The organism is Fibrobacter sp. UWB1 (assembly GCF_002210325.1).
Lineage (GTDB): Bacteria > Fibrobacterota > Fibrobacteria > Fibrobacterales > Fibrobacteraceae > Fibrobacter.
In genome coordinates this window covers 20,227-37,199 of sequence record NZ_MWQL01000009.1, presented here as the reverse complement: position 1 = coordinate 37,199, position 16,973 = coordinate 20,227, and the positions used below count along the sequence as shown (strand labels likewise).

Below are 16,973 nucleotides of genomic sequence, written 5' to 3'. Positions count from 1 at the left end.
CACATTCTAAAAGAACACCCAGACGGCAAGCCAGAAGACCATCAGGCAGAATTCCATTTCCTTTGAAATTTTAGAAAGGAACGTGCTGCAAAGGGTCATGCAGAGTAGGGCCGCAATTCGGGTCCAGGCAATGTCGATGCCGCGGTAATAAAGGGCGATGCCACCAAAAAGTTCAATCCAACACCAGAGCGATTGCGCAAGCACCAGATAACGCCTGCGATAAAGCGGAAGGGAGGTGGTCGAAAGGCAGAGGCAGAGGGCCAACATGCGGAACGGGTAATGTTCCAGAGTCGGGTCGTTGATGTCGCCGGCAAAATAGCAGAACACTCCGAACAGGACCAAGAAGCCGGCAAGCAGGCCTCCATTGCGGTATGGCGACGAGCCCTTGCGCCACAGGAACGAGGCGCAACCGAGAGCGATGAGGCAAGAGAGCGAATTGGCAAGAGGAGTCATTACTGATCCTCCTTTACCGATTCGGGTACGGCGTTTTCGGCAAGCGTTTCGGCAAGCACGCGCATGTAATTCACTAACCCAAGCGCTTCTTCTGACGTCAAGCGGCCCGCGTAAGGGTTCATGTTCACGCGACCATTCAAAACGACCTTGACAAGAGAATCGACGCCAAGACTATCGATTCGCTGCACACTCAGTTTTTGCGGCACAGGGTAAAATTCGCGCACGAATTTTTCGTTGAAGCGGCCGTCTGTTCCGTGGCATGTGGCACAGCGGGCATTCCATAGCAAACGGGCATGATTTTGAGAAACCGGAGTATCGACACCTATCGGTTGCGAATCAAGTACATTCGATGATTTTTCAGAAGAACCACCCGCAAAGAACGCCCCAAGGCAAACTGCCGCCAAAACGAGCAAAACTACGCACAGAGTTTTTTCACGGCGAGTCATGCCGAAGGATTTTTCAACAAAGTAAGCGCGAACACACAGCGTAAAGGCTGTCACGACAGCAACAATCGGATACAGGAGCGGAATCACGTTCGTAATCGAAAGTTCAACATTCGCAAACACGCTCTGGCCCCACACCCACACAGAGAAGAGAATGGCAGCGGCAAAGCCCACCAGCAAGGGGAATCGCAGGATGCGGTATTCTTCGGAAGACCAGGGCTGCATGTAAAAGCCCTTTCTGAGTTTCTGGATGCCGCGCACGCCCGTGAAGTTTTCTCTTTCGAATTCTTCTTGTTCGGCTTCGGCCAGATCGGTGCCGTCGACTTCGCCAAAATAAGAGCCCGCGCCTTCCATTTTCCTGTTCAAGTAGCGACGAATTCCAAAGAACAGTAGCATGAAACCGCCCACCGAGAAGGCGACAAGTCCCAAGTCAATCCGTCCAAAAGTTGCCGAGGCCGCCGTGGGCGAAACGAGATAGTAGCGTTCCAGGAACAAGCCGACGAGAATCGAGACAGAGAAAAAGATTCGGCCAAGACGGTGTTCGCGAATCACCGACACCATTCGAAGTTGCGGAAGGACTCCGGCAAAGATAAACGCCGAAGTGCAGAAATAGCCTTTGAGAATGAGATCCCAAATCCAGATGGCGCAAAGGATCCAAGTGCAAATGAGCTGCAGGCGTTCCAAGAGGCGCACGCGGTAGCCTTCGGCACAAATCAAGAGGTTCACAAGCGCAAGGCCCGAAAGAATCGCCCCTGCGATAAAGTAGACCGGGAAGAATGCGCCGCGCCACTCCGGCACGAACGTGGTTGCAAAATCCAGGCTCACTATCGTATGTACCCAAAGCACCAACGGGAACAGGAGCCACGCCAAGGGCTTACGGTATTTATCGAGAGCCGGAATTTCGCGGGACTTTAAATGCACTCCAAAGAACAAGAGCGACAGAAGCGCATACACGGCAATGCAGCAGAAGTCCCACACCAGGGGCGAGCGCACGTTGGCAAAGTTGCCGCGGGCATCGAGGAAGGGGGCCACCATGTAAAAGTTATCGATAACGCCCAAGTGCATGAGCGGGAAAATTCCTGCAAACACAAGGCTTACGAGTGTCGAAAGTTCTGCAATCAAGGCGGTGCGGCGGTCCAGCTTGATATCGAGCGCAAGGAAAATCGCCGACAGGAGCGTGCCGGCATGGGCAAGCCCAATCCAAAACACGAACAGGCTAATGGGCGTGCCCCAGAAAGTCTGGGAGTCCACCATCCAAGCCGAAGGCCCCTGATAAACAGAGTAACCCAGAGCGTAAAGCCCCGGCAAGAACAACGTGAGCCCCAAAATCATCAGGTAGCGAAACATTAGCGCCTCCCCCGCATAAATACCACGGAAGGATCCAGATTGGCCAGTTCTCGCGGCGCATACAGAACGCGGTTCTTGGTGAGCTTGACTAGCGGTGACTTTTCGTCGAGCCAGTTGCCAAAGATGATGGCGTTCTTGGGGCAGGCTTCGGCGCAGGCGGTTTTGACGCCGCGGCCACGCCATTCTTCGGCGGCGGTGCCCACGGTGAGCGAGGTTTTGAATTCAAGGCGGTCGTTCTGCAGGCGGTGCAGGCAAAGGCTGCATTTTTCCATAACGCCCTTGTCGCGGAGCGGGACTTCGCGATTGAACTGGCGGGCAAGCCCGAGTTTTTGGGCGTCGTTGAAATTGAACTTTCGGGCCTGAACGGGGCAATTCGCGCCGCAGAAACGGCTTCCCGTACAACGCTTGTACATCATGGCGCTTAGGCCATCGGGCGTGTGATTGGCGGCCCCGGTCGGGCAGACGCGCTCGCACGGGGCATTCCCGCAGTGCGCGCACATGAAGGGGGCGCCGCCGCGCATGTCGACCCAGTGCATAAAACGCCCGCAGGCGGCATCTTCTTCGGGAACGAGCGGCACATTGTTTTCAAGGTTGCAGGCCAGGATGCACTTGCCGCAACCATCGCAGGCATCCAGATCTATCGCCATGCCGAAACGGTTGAGAGTCGAGGCCCCCGGAATCTTGAGGGCACCCGGAGTCGGGACTTTCACGAGGTCAAGCGTTTTTTTCGCCTGAGACATGGCGAGCTTGACTTCGTCTTCAAAACGCTTGAGTTCGGGCACCGAGAGCTGCGACGCGATATCGCCGAGGACCGCCGACTTACGGCAACCGAAAAGGAGCCCCATGACAGCCACCAGCGAGCAACTCTTGATGAATTCGCGACGATCCATTCCCATAAGATACCTTACCGCGCTAGCGATGGCAAGCGGCGCAGTACGTGGCCGCCGGTTTAAAGCCTTTTTCTTTGAAAGTTTCGCCGCGATGGCACTTTAAACAACTCTGCATGTCGAATTTTTCGCCGCCGTAGCGGTTTTGCATATGGTTTGAACCATGGCAGTCGCTGCAAGCAACGCCTGCAGCCGCATGCACGCCGTGATGGAACACCACATGTTCCGGCAAAATCCGCTTGTGCGACCAGGGGCGGTCATCGGCCTTGGCCAAGACGGAATCCAGCGTCTCGATTCCCGGATTTTCTGTCAGCGGAAGCCTGTGGCAGTCCATGCAGTCCGCCTTGGAGGGCATGTAGGCATTCGCCGAGGCGCGAGCGCCCGTATGGCAGGCGGCGCAATCCAAACCGATGGAATCGCCGTGCAACGCGTGGTCAAAAGGAATCGGCCCCGGAGCATGTTCAGGAACGCGCGACTCCCCCATCAAGAAATCCGCCAAAAAGAACGCAAAGACCACACCGAACGCCAGCGCCGCTATTCTGAACGAACGATTCCGGAATAAAATGTTATGCCGAGTTGTTTTTTGCATTTTTAATTACACATTCCACATCCCACATTACACACTTTACTTCGGCCTTCCCGGATCATCCGGATTCTTGAGAATGTACAGGAGCCATGCCGTCATCATTTTCGCCTGTTCTTCGGTCAGCGGAGTGATTTCCATGGCCGGCCATTCATCAGGGTGCTGCGGAGTCGGATGCATCAGGTACTTGACCATTTCTTCCGGCTTTTCGGCATACTGCGCTACATTGTCGCGCATCGGAGGTGCCGCAAACTTGCGCGCCCAGCGGTGGCAGGCCTTACATTCGTAGTTATAGTATTCCTGGGCTTGCGTTTTGAGTTCAGGCGTAACCGGCGGAAGCACAGACAAATTCGAGACTGCATCTACCGCAAAAAGCGTACATGCCACTCCAAATACAAATGCTGCGACGCGCAATTTCACTAAAACACCATCCTTCAGGAGCGAGAGCTCCACGTGTCAAATATATGTTTTTATTTTTACACATAGGAGACACAAATGAAAAAAATACTTTTTTGCTTAATGCTTTTGGCGGGTTTTGCCGCAGCGAATACATGTACCGAAGCGTGGTTTTACATTCGAAATCCTGTATTTTTGCTTATTCCCCAGAACGCTCCATATATTGATTCTGCCTATTTCAAAGAAGGAACCGAAGTAACATTTTTCAAAGCATCTTATAGAGATGGTCACATTGATAAAACATATCAAGGGCTTATTTGGGAAAACTACGGAAGCGGAATCACAGATATTGACCAATATTACGTTTCTAGAGACGAAAGCGTTCTATCTAAAAAAGATTCTGAAGTTCTACTTTCTGATTCGACATTTGGAGACACAACTTATTTGGAAAGAATGTGTTATTATAACGGAAAAATTAGTCAAAAAATTTTTCATAAAACAACCAACTCCTACGCATCAAGTTTTAGTACAGAAGACTCCTATAGGAAAGGTTCTAATGGCACAATGGAAAGTTTTTCATGGGAAGAACTCACCGAATTTTTCTTTAGAAATGACTCTCTAATTAAGATAGACACCTCAAATTTTTCTCCAGACGGTTCCCCAACAAATCAAATCACCTATTATGTAGAAGATCCTGAAGACGACTATAAATGCTATGAATACAAAAATGACTCTTTAACAGGAACCTTAACCTATCAAAAAAAAAAACGCGGTTATTCTTTGAAGTATTTTAATCAAGATATCTTTCAAGAATATTTCATGGTCATCCCAGACGCAATCACCGCCATTCGCAAGCAGCGTCCGACGGTAAAGATTTCGCCGAAGGCTAGGTACTTCGATTTGCTGGGTAGGTATAAATTCAGTAAGTAAAATGGGCATTAGTGAAATCATCATTATCGCGATTGTAGAGGCAATGGACTGCTTCGCCGTCGCAATCGCCACGGGACTTTCAAAGAAAGGAATCAAGTACAGCCGCGCCATGCTCCAGGCGGTTAGCTTCGGAGTATTCCAGGGCGGCATGACGCTGCTCGGGTATTTCCTCGGGAGTTTCGCCGAGCGCTGGTTCAATTCCGTCGGCACTCCTATCGCCTGCACCATCCTTTGCATTCTGGGCGGGCGCATGATTTGGGGCGCTGTCCGTGGTGACGCAGGCGAAGCGGAAGGCGAACAGATTGCCGCGAAAAACTTGACGATCGCAAACATTTTGTTGCTTTCGGTCGCGACAAGTATTGACGCATTCGCTGTCGGGATTTCGTTTGCATTTCTGAACGCGAACATGGTTCTTGCCACCAGCGCCATCGCATGCGCAAGCTTTATCATGGGCGTCCTCGGGTACGAAATCGGCCGTCACGCCGCCAAACGGTTCAAGACAAAAATTCCCGAAATCATCGCAGGAATTATTTTGATTTCAATCGGAATCAAAATGTTTGTATAACGCCTTCGGCACGCCGATAATATAGCCCATACCTCAAAGTGCCGCAGGCACGAGCCCACACCTCACTACCTTAAACTCTTTCTATATTAGCAGGTATGGACCAGAAAGACATTGACCGCACCCGGTATTTTGAGCTAAAGAAACAGCTGGAAGAAGCGAGCCGCCTTTATTACAAGGATGGCTTCTCCCCCATGAGCGACCAAGATTTCGACTTCGGGCTCAAGGAGATGGAAGCTCTTGAAGCCAAGTACCCGGAGCTGCGCGGCAAGGATTCCCTGACGCAGCGGGTCGGCAGTGACCTGACGAATGACTTTGCGAAAGTCGCACATGCGGTTCCGATGCTCAGTATCGCGAACGTGTACAGCGCCGAAGAAATGGCAGAGTTCGTGAAAGCCGCGGAAGAAGGAATTTCAGCCCTTGAACCCCAAACCTCAAACCCCAAAGCGACCGAAGGTCGCGACCTCACACCTCATACATGGATCTGCGAGCGGAAAATCGACGGCGTTTCGCTTTCGATTGTCTACGAGAATGGACGCTTGAAGCAGGCGGCCACCCGCGGCGACGGAGCCCAGGGCGACGACGTGACCCTGAACGCACTCACGATTGCGGACATTCCCGAATATTTTGACGCGAAGAAGCTGAAAATTGACCCGAGCGAAATCCCGCAGGGCACATTCGAGGTACGCGGCGAAGTCTACATGGAACGCGAAGCCTTCGAACGCCTGAACGAGCAGTTCATTCTAGAAGGCAAGAAGATTTTCCAGAACCCGCGCAATACCGTTTCGGGTTCGCTCAAGCTCAAGAGCGTGGCCGAATGCAAGACTCGCCCGATGCGATTCTTCGCTTACCACATTCCGCAGAGCAACAACAAGACGCACGAAGAAAACCTGCTGCAGCTCAAGAAGCTCGGGTTCCACACGAACGACTACTGGACAGCCGATACCACCGACGAAATCATGAAGATTTCGGAGCAGATTGGCGCGAGCCGCGACAGCCTCCCCTTCGAAATCGACGGCATGGTCGTGAAGCTGAACGACCTCGCCATGCAGCGCGCGCTGGGCACCACGAGCAAGAGCCCGCGTTGGGCCATCGCCTACAAGTTCAAGGCCGAGCGCGCCTACACGCCGCTCCTTTCTGTTGAATTCCAGGTGGGGCGCACCGGGGCCGTGACGCCCGTGGCAAACCTCGCCCCCGTGCGCCTCGCGGGCACTACCGTCAAGCGCGCCACCCTCCACAACTTCGACGAAGTCTCGCGCTTGGACCTGCATTACGGCGACACCGTCGGCGTCGAGAAGGGCGGCGAAATCATCCCGAAGATTACCGATGTCAAGAAGGAACTCCGCCCGGCGGGGGCCGTCCCCGTGACCGCCCCCGAAAAATGTCCCGTCTGCGGAGAACCGCTCACCCACATCGACGACGAAGTGATTCTCCGCTGCGAAAACATGCACTGCCCGGCGCAAGTCCAATGCCTCTTCGAGCATTTCGTGAGCCGCGAGGCCATGAACATCGAGAACTTGGGCCCCGCCCTTATCGCAAGCCTGATTGCCACGGGCAAAATCAAGCGCATTCCGGACTTGTACCGCCTCACACTCGAAGACCTGGAATCGCAGGAGCGCATGGCCAAGAAGAGCGCCAAGAACGTCTTCGACGCTATTGCCGCCTCCAAGGAGCGTAGCCTCGAAAACCTGCTGCACGGTCTCGGAATTCGATTCGTAGGCCGCACCAGTGCCCGAAACCTCGCCAAGCATTTCCGCACCCTCGAAGCGATCCGTACCGCCACCGTCGAAGACTTGCAAAACGTCACCGACGTCGGCGAACGCATCGGGAAATCCGTCTACGACTTCTTCCACACCGAACGCTACACGCAAGAAATCGACGAACTTATCGCACTCGGTTGCCCCACTGAATTCAAGGGCGTCGTAAAGACGCTATTCCAGGGACAGACAGCAGTCATTACCGGAACGCTTCCGAGCATGGACCGCGACGAAGCCCGCAAACTCATCGAAGAAAACGGCGGCAAGGTATCGGGCTCCGTGAGCAAGAAGACCAGCTGGGTCTTGGCAGGCGAAGCGGCGGGCTCCAAGCTCACGAAGGCGAACGAGCTCGGGATTCCCGTGCACGACGAAGCCTGGCTTTTACAGCAAATCGCCTCCAGCGCAGACGAATCCGTTACAGATTCTGTAAACAACGCTGAAAACAACTCCGAAAATGGATTGCCAAGTCCCTCCAGGGCTCGCAATGACGTTCAAAACCCGAACGAACAATTAAGTCTTTTCTAGCCACATTTTCTATATATATGGCGTAAAAAACAACCTCAATTAGGTTACCCCTATGGAAATCAATAAGGACATTGCCGACATCCGCGCCGCCGAAGAAATTCTTCATAAAAAGAAGAAGTACCTGCTGTGCTATCATAATTTTAACGTGAAAAACTGCAAGAAATCTGCCGAAGAAATCCGAAAGATTGCCGCAGCCGCAGGTTCGCCCATCTCGATTGCCGTCGTACCCTCTATCGGGGGCGTCCCAGAATCCGAAGCCGACGCCTTCCGTGAAGAAATCGGAAAATTCGTGCAGGAAGGCTACGAAATCTTGCTCCACGGTGTGCGCCACAACGCAGACCTGTTCATCAAGCGTAATCCCATCGGCAAGCTCGCGCTCGCCATTTCGCACAACGGGGCCGAATTTGCAGGCCTGAACAAGAAACTTTCGCAGATGCTTTTAAACCGAAGCATCGCCCTCTGGAAGGCACACGGCTTTGGCCGTCCATCCGGATTCATTGCCCCGGTCTGGCTCGACAACAAGCACCTCAAGAAGCAGGTGCTCGAAGAATTCAACTTCTACGAAGACATGCTCTACATTTACCGTAAAGTCGGTAAGAAAGTAAAGCAGTCTTTCTCGCAGATTTTGACCTTCTCAATTTTCCCGCAGGCCCTCCTCGGAGCCATGCAGGTTTTCTCGCGCCTCGCCCTCCTTATTTACAGGGGGACCCCTCGCCTAGTGATTCACGCCGGCGACATGAAGGCCATGGGTGAAGAAAACCTGCTTTCGCTTGTGAAGTTCGCTTCCAAGCACCGCGAAAAAATTATGTACCAGGATCTATAAGAGACCGGAGAGACACAAATGATACTCAATAGATTCCTAACACGAACCGAGTACTCCTCTTACGAGGATCTCTACGAAAACTTTAAGCTCAATATTCCCGAAGACTTTAACTTCGCCTACGACGTGGTCGACGAATACGCGAAGACCGAACCCAAGCGCGAAGCATTAGTCTGGTGCGATGACAACGACGAAAACCACATCTTTACCTTCAAGGACCTTTCGATTGCCTCGCAGCGTACCGCGAACTTTTTGGTAGAAAAGGGAATCAAGAAAGGCGACCGCGTGATGCTGATTTTGCGCCGCCGCTACGAATTCTGGTTTTTCCTCTTGGCGCTCCACCGCATTGGTGCAATTGCCATTCCGGCAACGAACATGCTCGCCGCAGAAGACCTGGAATACCGCTTTAAGGCCGCCGACATCAAGATGGTCGTCTCTTACGACGATCCGGCACTCCAAAAGGAAATTGACACCGCCTGCGAACACACGCACATTGTCGAAACGCTCGTGACCATCGGACAGTCCCGTCAAAACTGGATTAGCTTCTACGACGACTACGAAATCTGCCCGCCAAGTTTCCCGCGCCCCACAGGCGATGCAGCCACGCACAACGACGACATCATGATTGTCTACTTTACCAGCGGCACCAGCAGCAACCCCAAAATGGTCGCCCACACCTTCAGCTACCCGCTCGGTCACATCGTGACCGCCAAGTACTGGCAGAACGTGATTGACGGAGGCCGCCACTTAACCGTTGCCGAAACCGGCTGGGCCAAGGCGCTCTGGGGCAAAATTTACGGCCAGTGGATTGCAGGTTCTGCCGTATTCACCTACGACATGAACGTGTTCATTCCGGGCAAGTTGCTCGAAAAGATGCAGGAATACAAGGTGACCACCTTCTGTGCGCCGCCGACCGTTTACCGCTATATTTTGCAGCACGGTGTCGAAAAGTACGATCTTTCTAGCCTCAAGTACTGCACCACCGCAGGCGAGGCGTTGAACCTCGACATTTACAAGAAGTTCTTCGAAAAGACGGGACTCCGCCTGCACGAAGGCTACGGCCAAACCGAACTCACGCTTACCACGGGCAATTTCGAATGGATGGAAGCCCGCCCCGGTTCCATGGGCAAGCCCTCCCCCGGCTACCGCATGGATATCGTGGATGCCGATGGCAACAGCTGCGGCCCCGATGAAGTCGGCGAAATCATCATCAAGATTGACGAAGGCAAGCCCTTCGGCATGTTCGGCGGCTACTACCGCGACGAAGAACGCACCCAGAAAGTATTCGAGGGCGGAGTCTACCACACCGGCGACACCGCTACCCGCGACAAGGATGGATTCTTCTGGTTCGTGGGCCGTACCGACGACTTGATCAAGAGTTCCGGCTACCGCATCAGCCCCTTCGAAGTCGAAGAAGTGCTCCACAAGCACCCGGCCGTGCTCGAAGTAGCTGTGACTGGCGTCGAAGACAAGTCCCGCGGACAGGCCGTGAAGGCAACCGTTGTGCTCCAGAAGGGCTACGAAGCCTCGAAGGAACTCGCCAAAGAAATCCAGCTGTTCGCAAAGAACGTGGCTGCCTCTTACAAGAGCCCGCGTATCATCGACTTCGTGTCGGAACTGCCGAAGACCATCAGCGGGAAAATCCGCCGCGCCTCAATCCGCGACAAGGATAAGGAAGATGCCAACGCGGCCACCGCAGCTAAGGATGCCGCCTCTCAGGAAACCGAGAAAAAAGAAAATTAACCACAAAACCATTTATAATTCATGACAAAAAGACGCGTAGTAATCACTGGTATGGGAGCCGTGACTCCCGTTGGCAAGAACATCAACGATTTTTGGGCAGCCATTCGCGAAGGCAAGTGCGGTGTCGGTCCCATCACGCTTTTTGACGCAAGCAGCTGTCCGGTAAAGATTGCGGCCGAAGTCAAGGACTTTAAGCCCGAAGAACACGATATCGACCCGAAGGAAGCCCGCCGCATGGCCCGCTTCACGCAGTTCCTGCTCGCCGCCTCCAAAGAAGCAGTCAAAGACGCAAGCCTTACGCCCGAAGACTTAGCCCAGGATACCACGGGCATTGTCGCTGGTACAGGCCTCGGTGGCATGGACATTATCGATTCCACCTACACGCAGTACATGAATGGCGGCAAGCGCAAGGTATCGCCCTTGGCCATGCCGCAGCTGATTCCGAACGAAGCGGGCGCAAATGTGTCTATCGCCCTCGGCATTACAGGCCAGGCCCACACGGTCTGCACCGCCTGCGCTTCGGGCACCGATGCTATCGGTGTCGCCCTCGACGCAATCCGCTCGGGTCGCTTGGACATCTGCCTTGCCGGTGGTTCCGAAAGTGGCATTACCGATTACAGCATCAAGAGCTTTGCCGGCATGCACGCCCTTACAGACAAATTCAACGACTGCCCGGAAAAGGCCAGCCGCCCGTTCGACTTGAACCGCTCCGGATTCGTGATGGGTGAAGGCGGTGCCGTGCTCATTCTCGAAGAACTGGAACACGCCAAGGCCCGCGGCGCAAAGATTTACGCCGAACTCGCTGGCTACGGAGCTTCTGCCGACGCTTACCACATCACGAGCCCTCGCCCGGGTGGAGAAACTTGCGCAAAGGCACTCACCCGCGCCATCAAGGATGCAGGCATTGCCCCGACCGACATCGACTACTACAATGCCCACGGAACCTCGACGCACCTGAACGACGCGACCGAAACCGCCATGCTCAAGGTCGCCCTCGGCGAACACGCCTACAAGATCAAGGTGTCGAGCACCAAGAGCATGACAGGCCACTGCGTGGGTGCCGCCGGTGTGTGCGAGGCCATCGTCTCGACTCTTGCGATTCGCGACTCGTTCTACCCCGCCACCATCAACTACGAGACTCCGGATCCGGAATGCGACCTGGATTATGTCCCAAACAAGGGTGTCGAAGGCAACATCGACGTCGCCGCGTCCGCCTCACTTGGGTTTGGCGGTCACAATGGTGTCGTGATTATCAAGAAATATAACGGCTAATGAGCTCGGGCCTACGGCCCTTTGAGCCATGAGGACGTTCCCTACGGTCACTTAGAGATATGACAAGGCGCCCCAATAAAGGGGCGCTTAATTTTTCGCCAATGGAGCTTTACATTTCAAAGGTTCCTTGAACCGTCCTCAAAGCGAGTGTAACGAGCGACCTCATACCTCGCTGCTATTGTTCATCAAGCCATCTTTGTAGAATTATGGCGGCAGCGAGTTGATCGATGACCGCCTTATTTTTTTGCTTTTTCTTCTTGCTAAAGTAAGAAGTCTTTTCTTGCGCCTGCACGCTGGAATACGATTCATCCTGCGTGTACACAGGCATGCCCGGGAAACGCGTTTTCAAGTCTTCGATGAACTTCTCCACCACCACATTCTTGCCGTCTTTACGGCCATCAGGGTGATACGGCATCCCCACCACAAAAGCGTCTACCTTATTGATTTTCACCAACTCATCTAGGCGAACAAACAGGTTTGTCGTCTTCTGGTCAATCGTTTCTCGCGAAAAAGCCATACGGAACTCGGAGTCGGCAAAGGCGACCCCGACGCGGTGTTCACCATAATCAAGCGCAAGGTAGTTCATAGAGCGAAATATAGCAATAAAGAATAGCGGTAGACTCGGCGAAAAAATGGTCGCCAAGCGCGGGAAATTTTTCCCTTTTTACATTTTCTTGATTTTCGGCAATTTCAGCCGATAAAAAGCAGTTTAAAAAGTTTACATTTTTCTATCTTTGTGCCCACTATGAGCAATTTGAAGAACGATTTATGGGTCGGCGTGGACGTTGGTTCCACCACCGTGAAGATCGCGGTTGTCGATCCAGAGACCAACAAGCTTTTGCACTATACTTACCAGCGCCACAATGCCATGCAGGCACAGAAGGTTTTCGAAGTGCTGCGCGAGGCGCATGGACTTTTCCCCGATAAGAATTTTAGAGTCGCCTTCTGCGGAAGTGGCGGTCAGCCCTTCGCCGAAGCCACCCACGCCTTCTTTGTACAAGAAGTCGTGGCAAACGCCCTTGCGGTGCGCGCCACCTATCCCGAATCCCGAGTCGCTATTGAACTCGGCGGTCAAGATGCAAAAGTGGTATTCTTCGAAAAAGACAAGACCACCGGCAAGCTCATTGCCTCTGACATGCGTATGAACGGCGTGTGCGCCGGCGGTACGGGTGCATTTATCGACCAGGTGGCCGAACTTCTGCGCATCAAGACCGAAGCCTTCGAAGGCTTTGCCAAGCGCGGCCAGAAGGTCTACGAAATTTCGGGCCGTTGCGGCGTATTCGCCAAGACCGACATCCAGCCGATGCTGAACAACGGTATCGCCAAGGAAGACATCGCCCTTTCCAGCTTCCATGCCATCGCGAAGCAGACCATCGGTGGCCTTGCCCAGGGTATGGAAATCAAGCCGCCCGTGATCTTCGAAGGTGGCCCACTCACCTTTAACCCGACGCTTGTCCGCGCCTTCAAGGAACGTCTGGGCATTAACGACGAACAGGCCATTGTGCCGGAACACTCCGAAGTGCTCGTGGCCATGGGTGCAGCCCTTTCCTTGGGTTCCATGTTTGCCGACCAGGAATGCTTCTACCGCAAGGAAGGCTCCCTGGACGCGCTCATCCACTTTAACGAAACGCGCCAGGCCGAAAACAAGGCCAAGGCTGCCGCCGACTTGTTCTTCAAGAACGAAGCCGAATACAAGATGTTCCTCGAAGAACACAAGATGGCCGGCAACCACTACCCGCAGCCCGTATCGGGCTCTACGCTCAACGTTTACCTGGGTATCGACGCAGGTTCTACCACCACGAAGTTCGTGCTCATGGACGAACAAGAAAACATCGTGGATGGTTTCTACGCGAGCAACAACGGCGAACCGCTGCAGGTGCTCAAGAACGCCTTGAACGAACTCAGCGACCGTTACGAAGAATACGGCTGCAAGCTCAACATCTTGGGTGTCGGTACCACGGGTTACGGCGAACAGCTCTTTGCGAAGGCCGTGCATGCCGACTTTCACACGGTGGAAACGGTCGCCCACGCCAACGCCGCCCAGAAGATTTGCCCCGACGTAAGCTTTATCCTCGACATCGGTGGCCAGGACATGAAGGCCATCTCCGTGCAGGACGGCGTGGTCACGGGGATCATTCTGAACGAAGCCTGCTCTTCCGGCTGCGGTTCGTTTATCGAAACCTATGCCCGCAGCCTCGGCATTCCGATGGAAAAGATTGCAGAACTCGCGTTCAACGCAAAGAGTCCTTCCCAGTTAGGCAGCCGCTGCACCGTGTTCATGAACAGTTCCATCATCACGGAACAGCGCGACGGCAAGCAGCCCGAAGACATTATCGCGGGCATCTGCCGCTCCATCATCAACAACGTGTTTACGAAGGTCATCCGTATCCGCAACCTGAACACGCTCGGCAAGAAGGTCGTGGTGCAGGGCGGTACGTTCAAGAACAACGCCGTTCTCCGCGCCTTCGAACAGTACACCGGCTTAAAGCCGATCCGTCCGGAACGTCCGGGCGAAATGGGTGCTATCGGTATCGCTCTCCTCACCAAGAAATTCATGGAAGAAAAGCGCAAGACCGAACCGGAACTCAAGAGCCGCTTTATCGGGCTTGACGCCATGAAGACCTTCAGCTGGCACAACCAGCCGGGTCAGCTCTGCCAGTACTGCACCAACCATTGCTCGCGTACCATCGTGACCTTCAGCGACGGCCAAAGCTTCGTGACGGGTAACCGCTGCGAACGCGGCGAAGTCACCGCCGACCCGAACGATCCGAAGACCAAGGCACTCATCGCCGAAATCAACAAGAAGATGCAATCCGTGCCCGACATGATCAAGCGCACGAACCAGCTGTTGGTCAAGGACTACGCTCCGGCAAAGCTCGTCGAAAACAACGGCAAGACCATCGGTATTCCGCGCGTGCTCGAATTCTGGGCATCGCTCCCGTTCTGGAAGGCCTTCTTTACGAGCCTCGGCTACACCGTCGTGGTAAGCCGCCAGAGCGACTACAAGATGTTCGAAGCGGGTCTCCACAGCGTGCCCTCCGACACCGTGTGCTTCCCAGCAAAGCTTGTACATGGCCACGTGCTCAGCCTCATTGAAAAGAAGGTGGACCGTATCTTCTTCCCCATGATGGTTGCAGTCCCCAGCGACCACACCAAGTTCACGGCAACATCTGTTTGCCCGGTGGTGCAGGCCTACCCGAACGTGTGCAAGAACACCGACGAGCCCGAAAAGAATTACGGCGTGCCCATGGACCAGCCCATATTCCACTGGTTCAACGCCAAGCTCCGCAGAAGCCAGACCATCGACTGGTTCCACGAAAACTGGAAGCTCGACAAGAAACTTTTGGACAAGGCCGTTACCGAAGGCGAGAAGGCACTCAACAACTACCGCACCACGCTTTTGGAAGAAGGCCAGAAGATCCTCGACGATGTACGCGCGAAGAACTCCTTTGCCGTGGTGATTGCAGGCCGCCCCTACCATGCGGACACGCTCATCAACCACAACATCGCAAGCCACTTTACCGCCATGGGCATTCCGGTGCTCACCACCGAATCGCTCCCCGGCGTTTTCGACCAAGATGTGCCGAGCCACACCCGTATCGAAATCAAGAACACCTTCCACTTGCGCATGATTGGTGCCACCATGATTGCAGCGAAGGACCCGAACATCGAACTTGCCCAGATTGTAAGCTTCGGTTGCGGACACGACTCGATTTTGACCGACGAAATGATGCGCATGCTGCACCTTGATTCCAATAAGGAAATGCTCATGCTCAAGCTCGACGAAGGCGATGCCCGCGGCCCCGTGGGAATCCGCGTCAAGAGCTTTATCGAAACCGTAAAGGCCCGCCGCGCAGCGAACCTGCCCGACAAGCCAGAAAGCAACGAACCGCTGTTCCATACGCCGTTCTTGCCCGAAGACAAGAAGCGCCGTCGCATTCTGACGCCGAACCTCTCCCCCGCCTTCTCCGTGCTCGCCAGCGAATACATGAAGCGCGAAGGATTCATCGCCGAATACCTGCCCGTGGCAGACAAGAAGGCAATCGAACTCGGCAAGAAGTACGTGCATAACGATATCTGCTTCCCCTGCCAGGTGAACATCGGCGAAGCGCTCCACTGGCTCGTCGATCACCCCGAAGTTCCGCAGAACCAAGTTTCCATGTGCTTGGCGAAGAACTGCGAAAACTGCCGCGCCGTGCAGTACGCGGTACTCGCCCGTAAGGCGCTCGACGAAGCCGGTTTCAAGGACGTGACCATCATTACGACCGGTGTCGACTACAAGGGCATGCACCCGGGCTTCCAGCTGGGTCTGGACTTTAGACTCCACATGCTGTGGGGCCTCGTGACCATGGACGCTATCGAAACCATGTACCGCGCCGTTCGCCCGTACGAAGTGAACGCCGGCGACACCCAGAAGGTTTACGACGAATGGATGCCGAAGGTGATTGGCGTTGCAGGTCACCTCTCCACCATGCAACTCGTGCGCCCCTCCAAGCTGATCGAAGTCTTTGAACAGTGCATCGAAGCATTCAACGGTATCGAAATCACCGAAGAACGCAAGAAGGGCATCCGCAAGCCGCGCGTTGCCGTGCTTGGCGAAATCTTGATGAACTACCACCCGAGTGCAAACGGATTTGTGGAAAACTACCTGATGAACAACGGTATGGAAGTCTACCTGCCGGGCATGACAGACTTCTTCCGCGTCGACGAAGTGGTTCGCGAAGAAAAGATCAAGCGCGGATTCTCCGCAAACCCGATGATGGACCGTCTCGAAGGCGGCGTGACCAGCAAGGTCTATACCCACGCTGTAGAGACCGCTCGCAAGTCCATGCACAAGTTCAAGCTGTACGAACATCATGCAGACTGTGTGGAACTCAAGGATTACGTGTCCGACATTATCGACCCCACCTACAACACGGGTGAAGGTTGGATGATTCCGGGCGAAATCCTGTACAACGCAAAGCACGGCATCAACAGCTACATCATTTTGCAGCCGTTCGCATGCCTTGCCAACCACATCTCTGGCCGCGGCCTCACCAAGGCTGTGAAGGAACGTTGCCCGCATATCCAGGTTTTGAGCCTCGACTACGACCCGGATACGAGCTTCGCGAACATCGAAAACCGCCTGCAGATGCTCATCATCAACGCCCGCGAACTAGAAAAAGCGAACGCCGAAGCATAGCTTCGGCGGAGAGTAGACAGTAGGAAGTAGACAGTAGACAGTAACTTCTAACTTCCTACTACCTACTTCCAAC

General features: G+C 54.2%; 13 protein-coding genes. 7 read left to right on the top strand and 6 right to left on the bottom strand.

From position 1 onward, the window contains the following. Positions 1-6: 6 nt before the first annotated feature. Genes B7988_RS08405 through B7988_RS08385 form a run of 5 tightly spaced genes read right to left on the bottom strand, consistent with a single transcriptional unit; the run spans position 7 to position 4,133 of the window. The gene (locus tag B7988_RS08405) at positions 7-453 is read right to left on the bottom strand and encodes a hypothetical protein (RefSeq protein WP_073054267.1); all 447 of its coding nucleotides are present in this window, start codon (positions 451-453) and stop codon (positions 7-9) included. Continuing rightward, positions 453-2,243 (bottom strand): NrfD/PsrC family molybdoenzyme membrane anchor subunit, encoded by a 1,791-nt coding sequence (gene nrfD / locus B7988_RS08400; RefSeq protein WP_170930591.1) that lies wholly within the window; start codon positions 2,241-2,243, stop codon positions 453-455. The genes B7988_RS08405 and nrfD overlap by 1 nt, the downstream gene beginning before the upstream one ends. After that, positions 2,243-3,133, bottom strand: coding sequence for a 4Fe-4S dicluster domain-containing protein (locus B7988_RS08395; RefSeq protein WP_170930589.1), 891 nt, complete (start codon positions 3,131-3,133; stop codon positions 2,243-2,245). The genes nrfD and B7988_RS08395 overlap by 1 nt, the downstream gene beginning before the upstream one ends. Positions 3,134-3,155: 22 nt before the next feature. Beyond that, positions 3,156-3,719: a cytochrome c3 family protein gene (locus B7988_RS08390; protein ID WP_141225607.1), complete on the bottom strand. Its 564-nt coding sequence runs from the start codon at positions 3,717-3,719 to the stop codon at positions 3,156-3,158. A gap of 36 nt (positions 3,720-3,755) precedes the next feature. Then, a complete protein-coding gene (locus B7988_RS08385; RefSeq protein ID WP_141225606.1) occupies positions 3,756-4,133 on the bottom strand; it encodes a c-type cytochrome in 378 nt (125 codons plus the stop codon). A gap of 75 nt (positions 4,134-4,208) precedes the next feature. Between B7988_RS08385 and B7988_RS08380 the strand changes: the two genes are divergently transcribed. The 6 genes from B7988_RS08380 (at position 4,209) to fabF (ending at position 11,718) form a co-directional block, all read left to right on the top strand. Beyond that, complete coding sequence (locus B7988_RS08380; RefSeq protein ID WP_141225605.1) at positions 4,209-5,039, top strand: hypothetical protein; 831 nt, start codon at positions 4,209-4,211, stop codon at positions 5,037-5,039. Position 5,040: 1 nt separating this feature from the next. Beyond that, positions 5,041-5,604, top strand: coding sequence for a manganese efflux pump (locus B7988_RS08375; RefSeq protein ID WP_088657558.1), 564 nt, complete (start codon positions 5,041-5,043; stop codon positions 5,602-5,604). Positions 5,605-5,699: 95 nt separating this feature from the next. Continuing rightward, complete coding sequence (gene ligA / locus B7988_RS08370; protein WP_249268919.1) at positions 5,700-7,883, top strand: NAD-dependent DNA ligase LigA; 2,184 nt, start codon at positions 5,700-5,702, stop codon at positions 7,881-7,883. Positions 7,884-7,935: 52 nt separating this feature from the next. Further along, a complete protein-coding gene (locus B7988_RS08365) occupies positions 7,936-8,706 on the top strand; it encodes a DUF2334 domain-containing protein (RefSeq protein ID WP_088657557.1) in 771 nt (256 codons plus the stop codon). Positions 8,707-8,724: 18 nt separating this feature from the next. Then, positions 8,725-10,446: an AMP-binding protein gene (locus tag B7988_RS08360; RefSeq protein ID WP_088657556.1), complete on the top strand. Its 1,722-nt coding sequence runs from the start codon at positions 8,725-8,727 to the stop codon at positions 10,444-10,446. Between the two features lie 21 nt (positions 10,447-10,467). Beyond that, positions 10,468-11,718 (top strand): beta-ketoacyl-ACP synthase II, encoded by a 1,251-nt coding sequence (gene fabF, locus B7988_RS08355; protein ID WP_088657555.1) that lies wholly within the window; start codon positions 10,468-10,470, stop codon positions 11,716-11,718. A 175-nt stretch (positions 11,719-11,893) separates the two neighbouring features. Here fabF and ruvX read toward each other — a convergent pair whose 3' ends face one another. After that, entirely contained in the window at positions 11,894-12,304 is a 411-nt protein-coding gene (gene ruvX, locus B7988_RS08350; protein ID WP_141225604.1) for a Holliday junction resolvase RuvX, read from the bottom strand. Between the two features lie 159 nt (positions 12,305-12,463). Here ruvX and B7988_RS08345 point away from each other — a divergent pair, with 159 nt between their 5' ends. Further along, a complete protein-coding gene (locus B7988_RS08345) occupies positions 12,464-16,900 on the top strand; it encodes an acyl-CoA dehydratase activase (protein ID WP_088657553.1) in 4,437 nt (1,478 codons plus the stop codon). Positions 16,901-16,973: the final 73 nt, after the last annotated feature.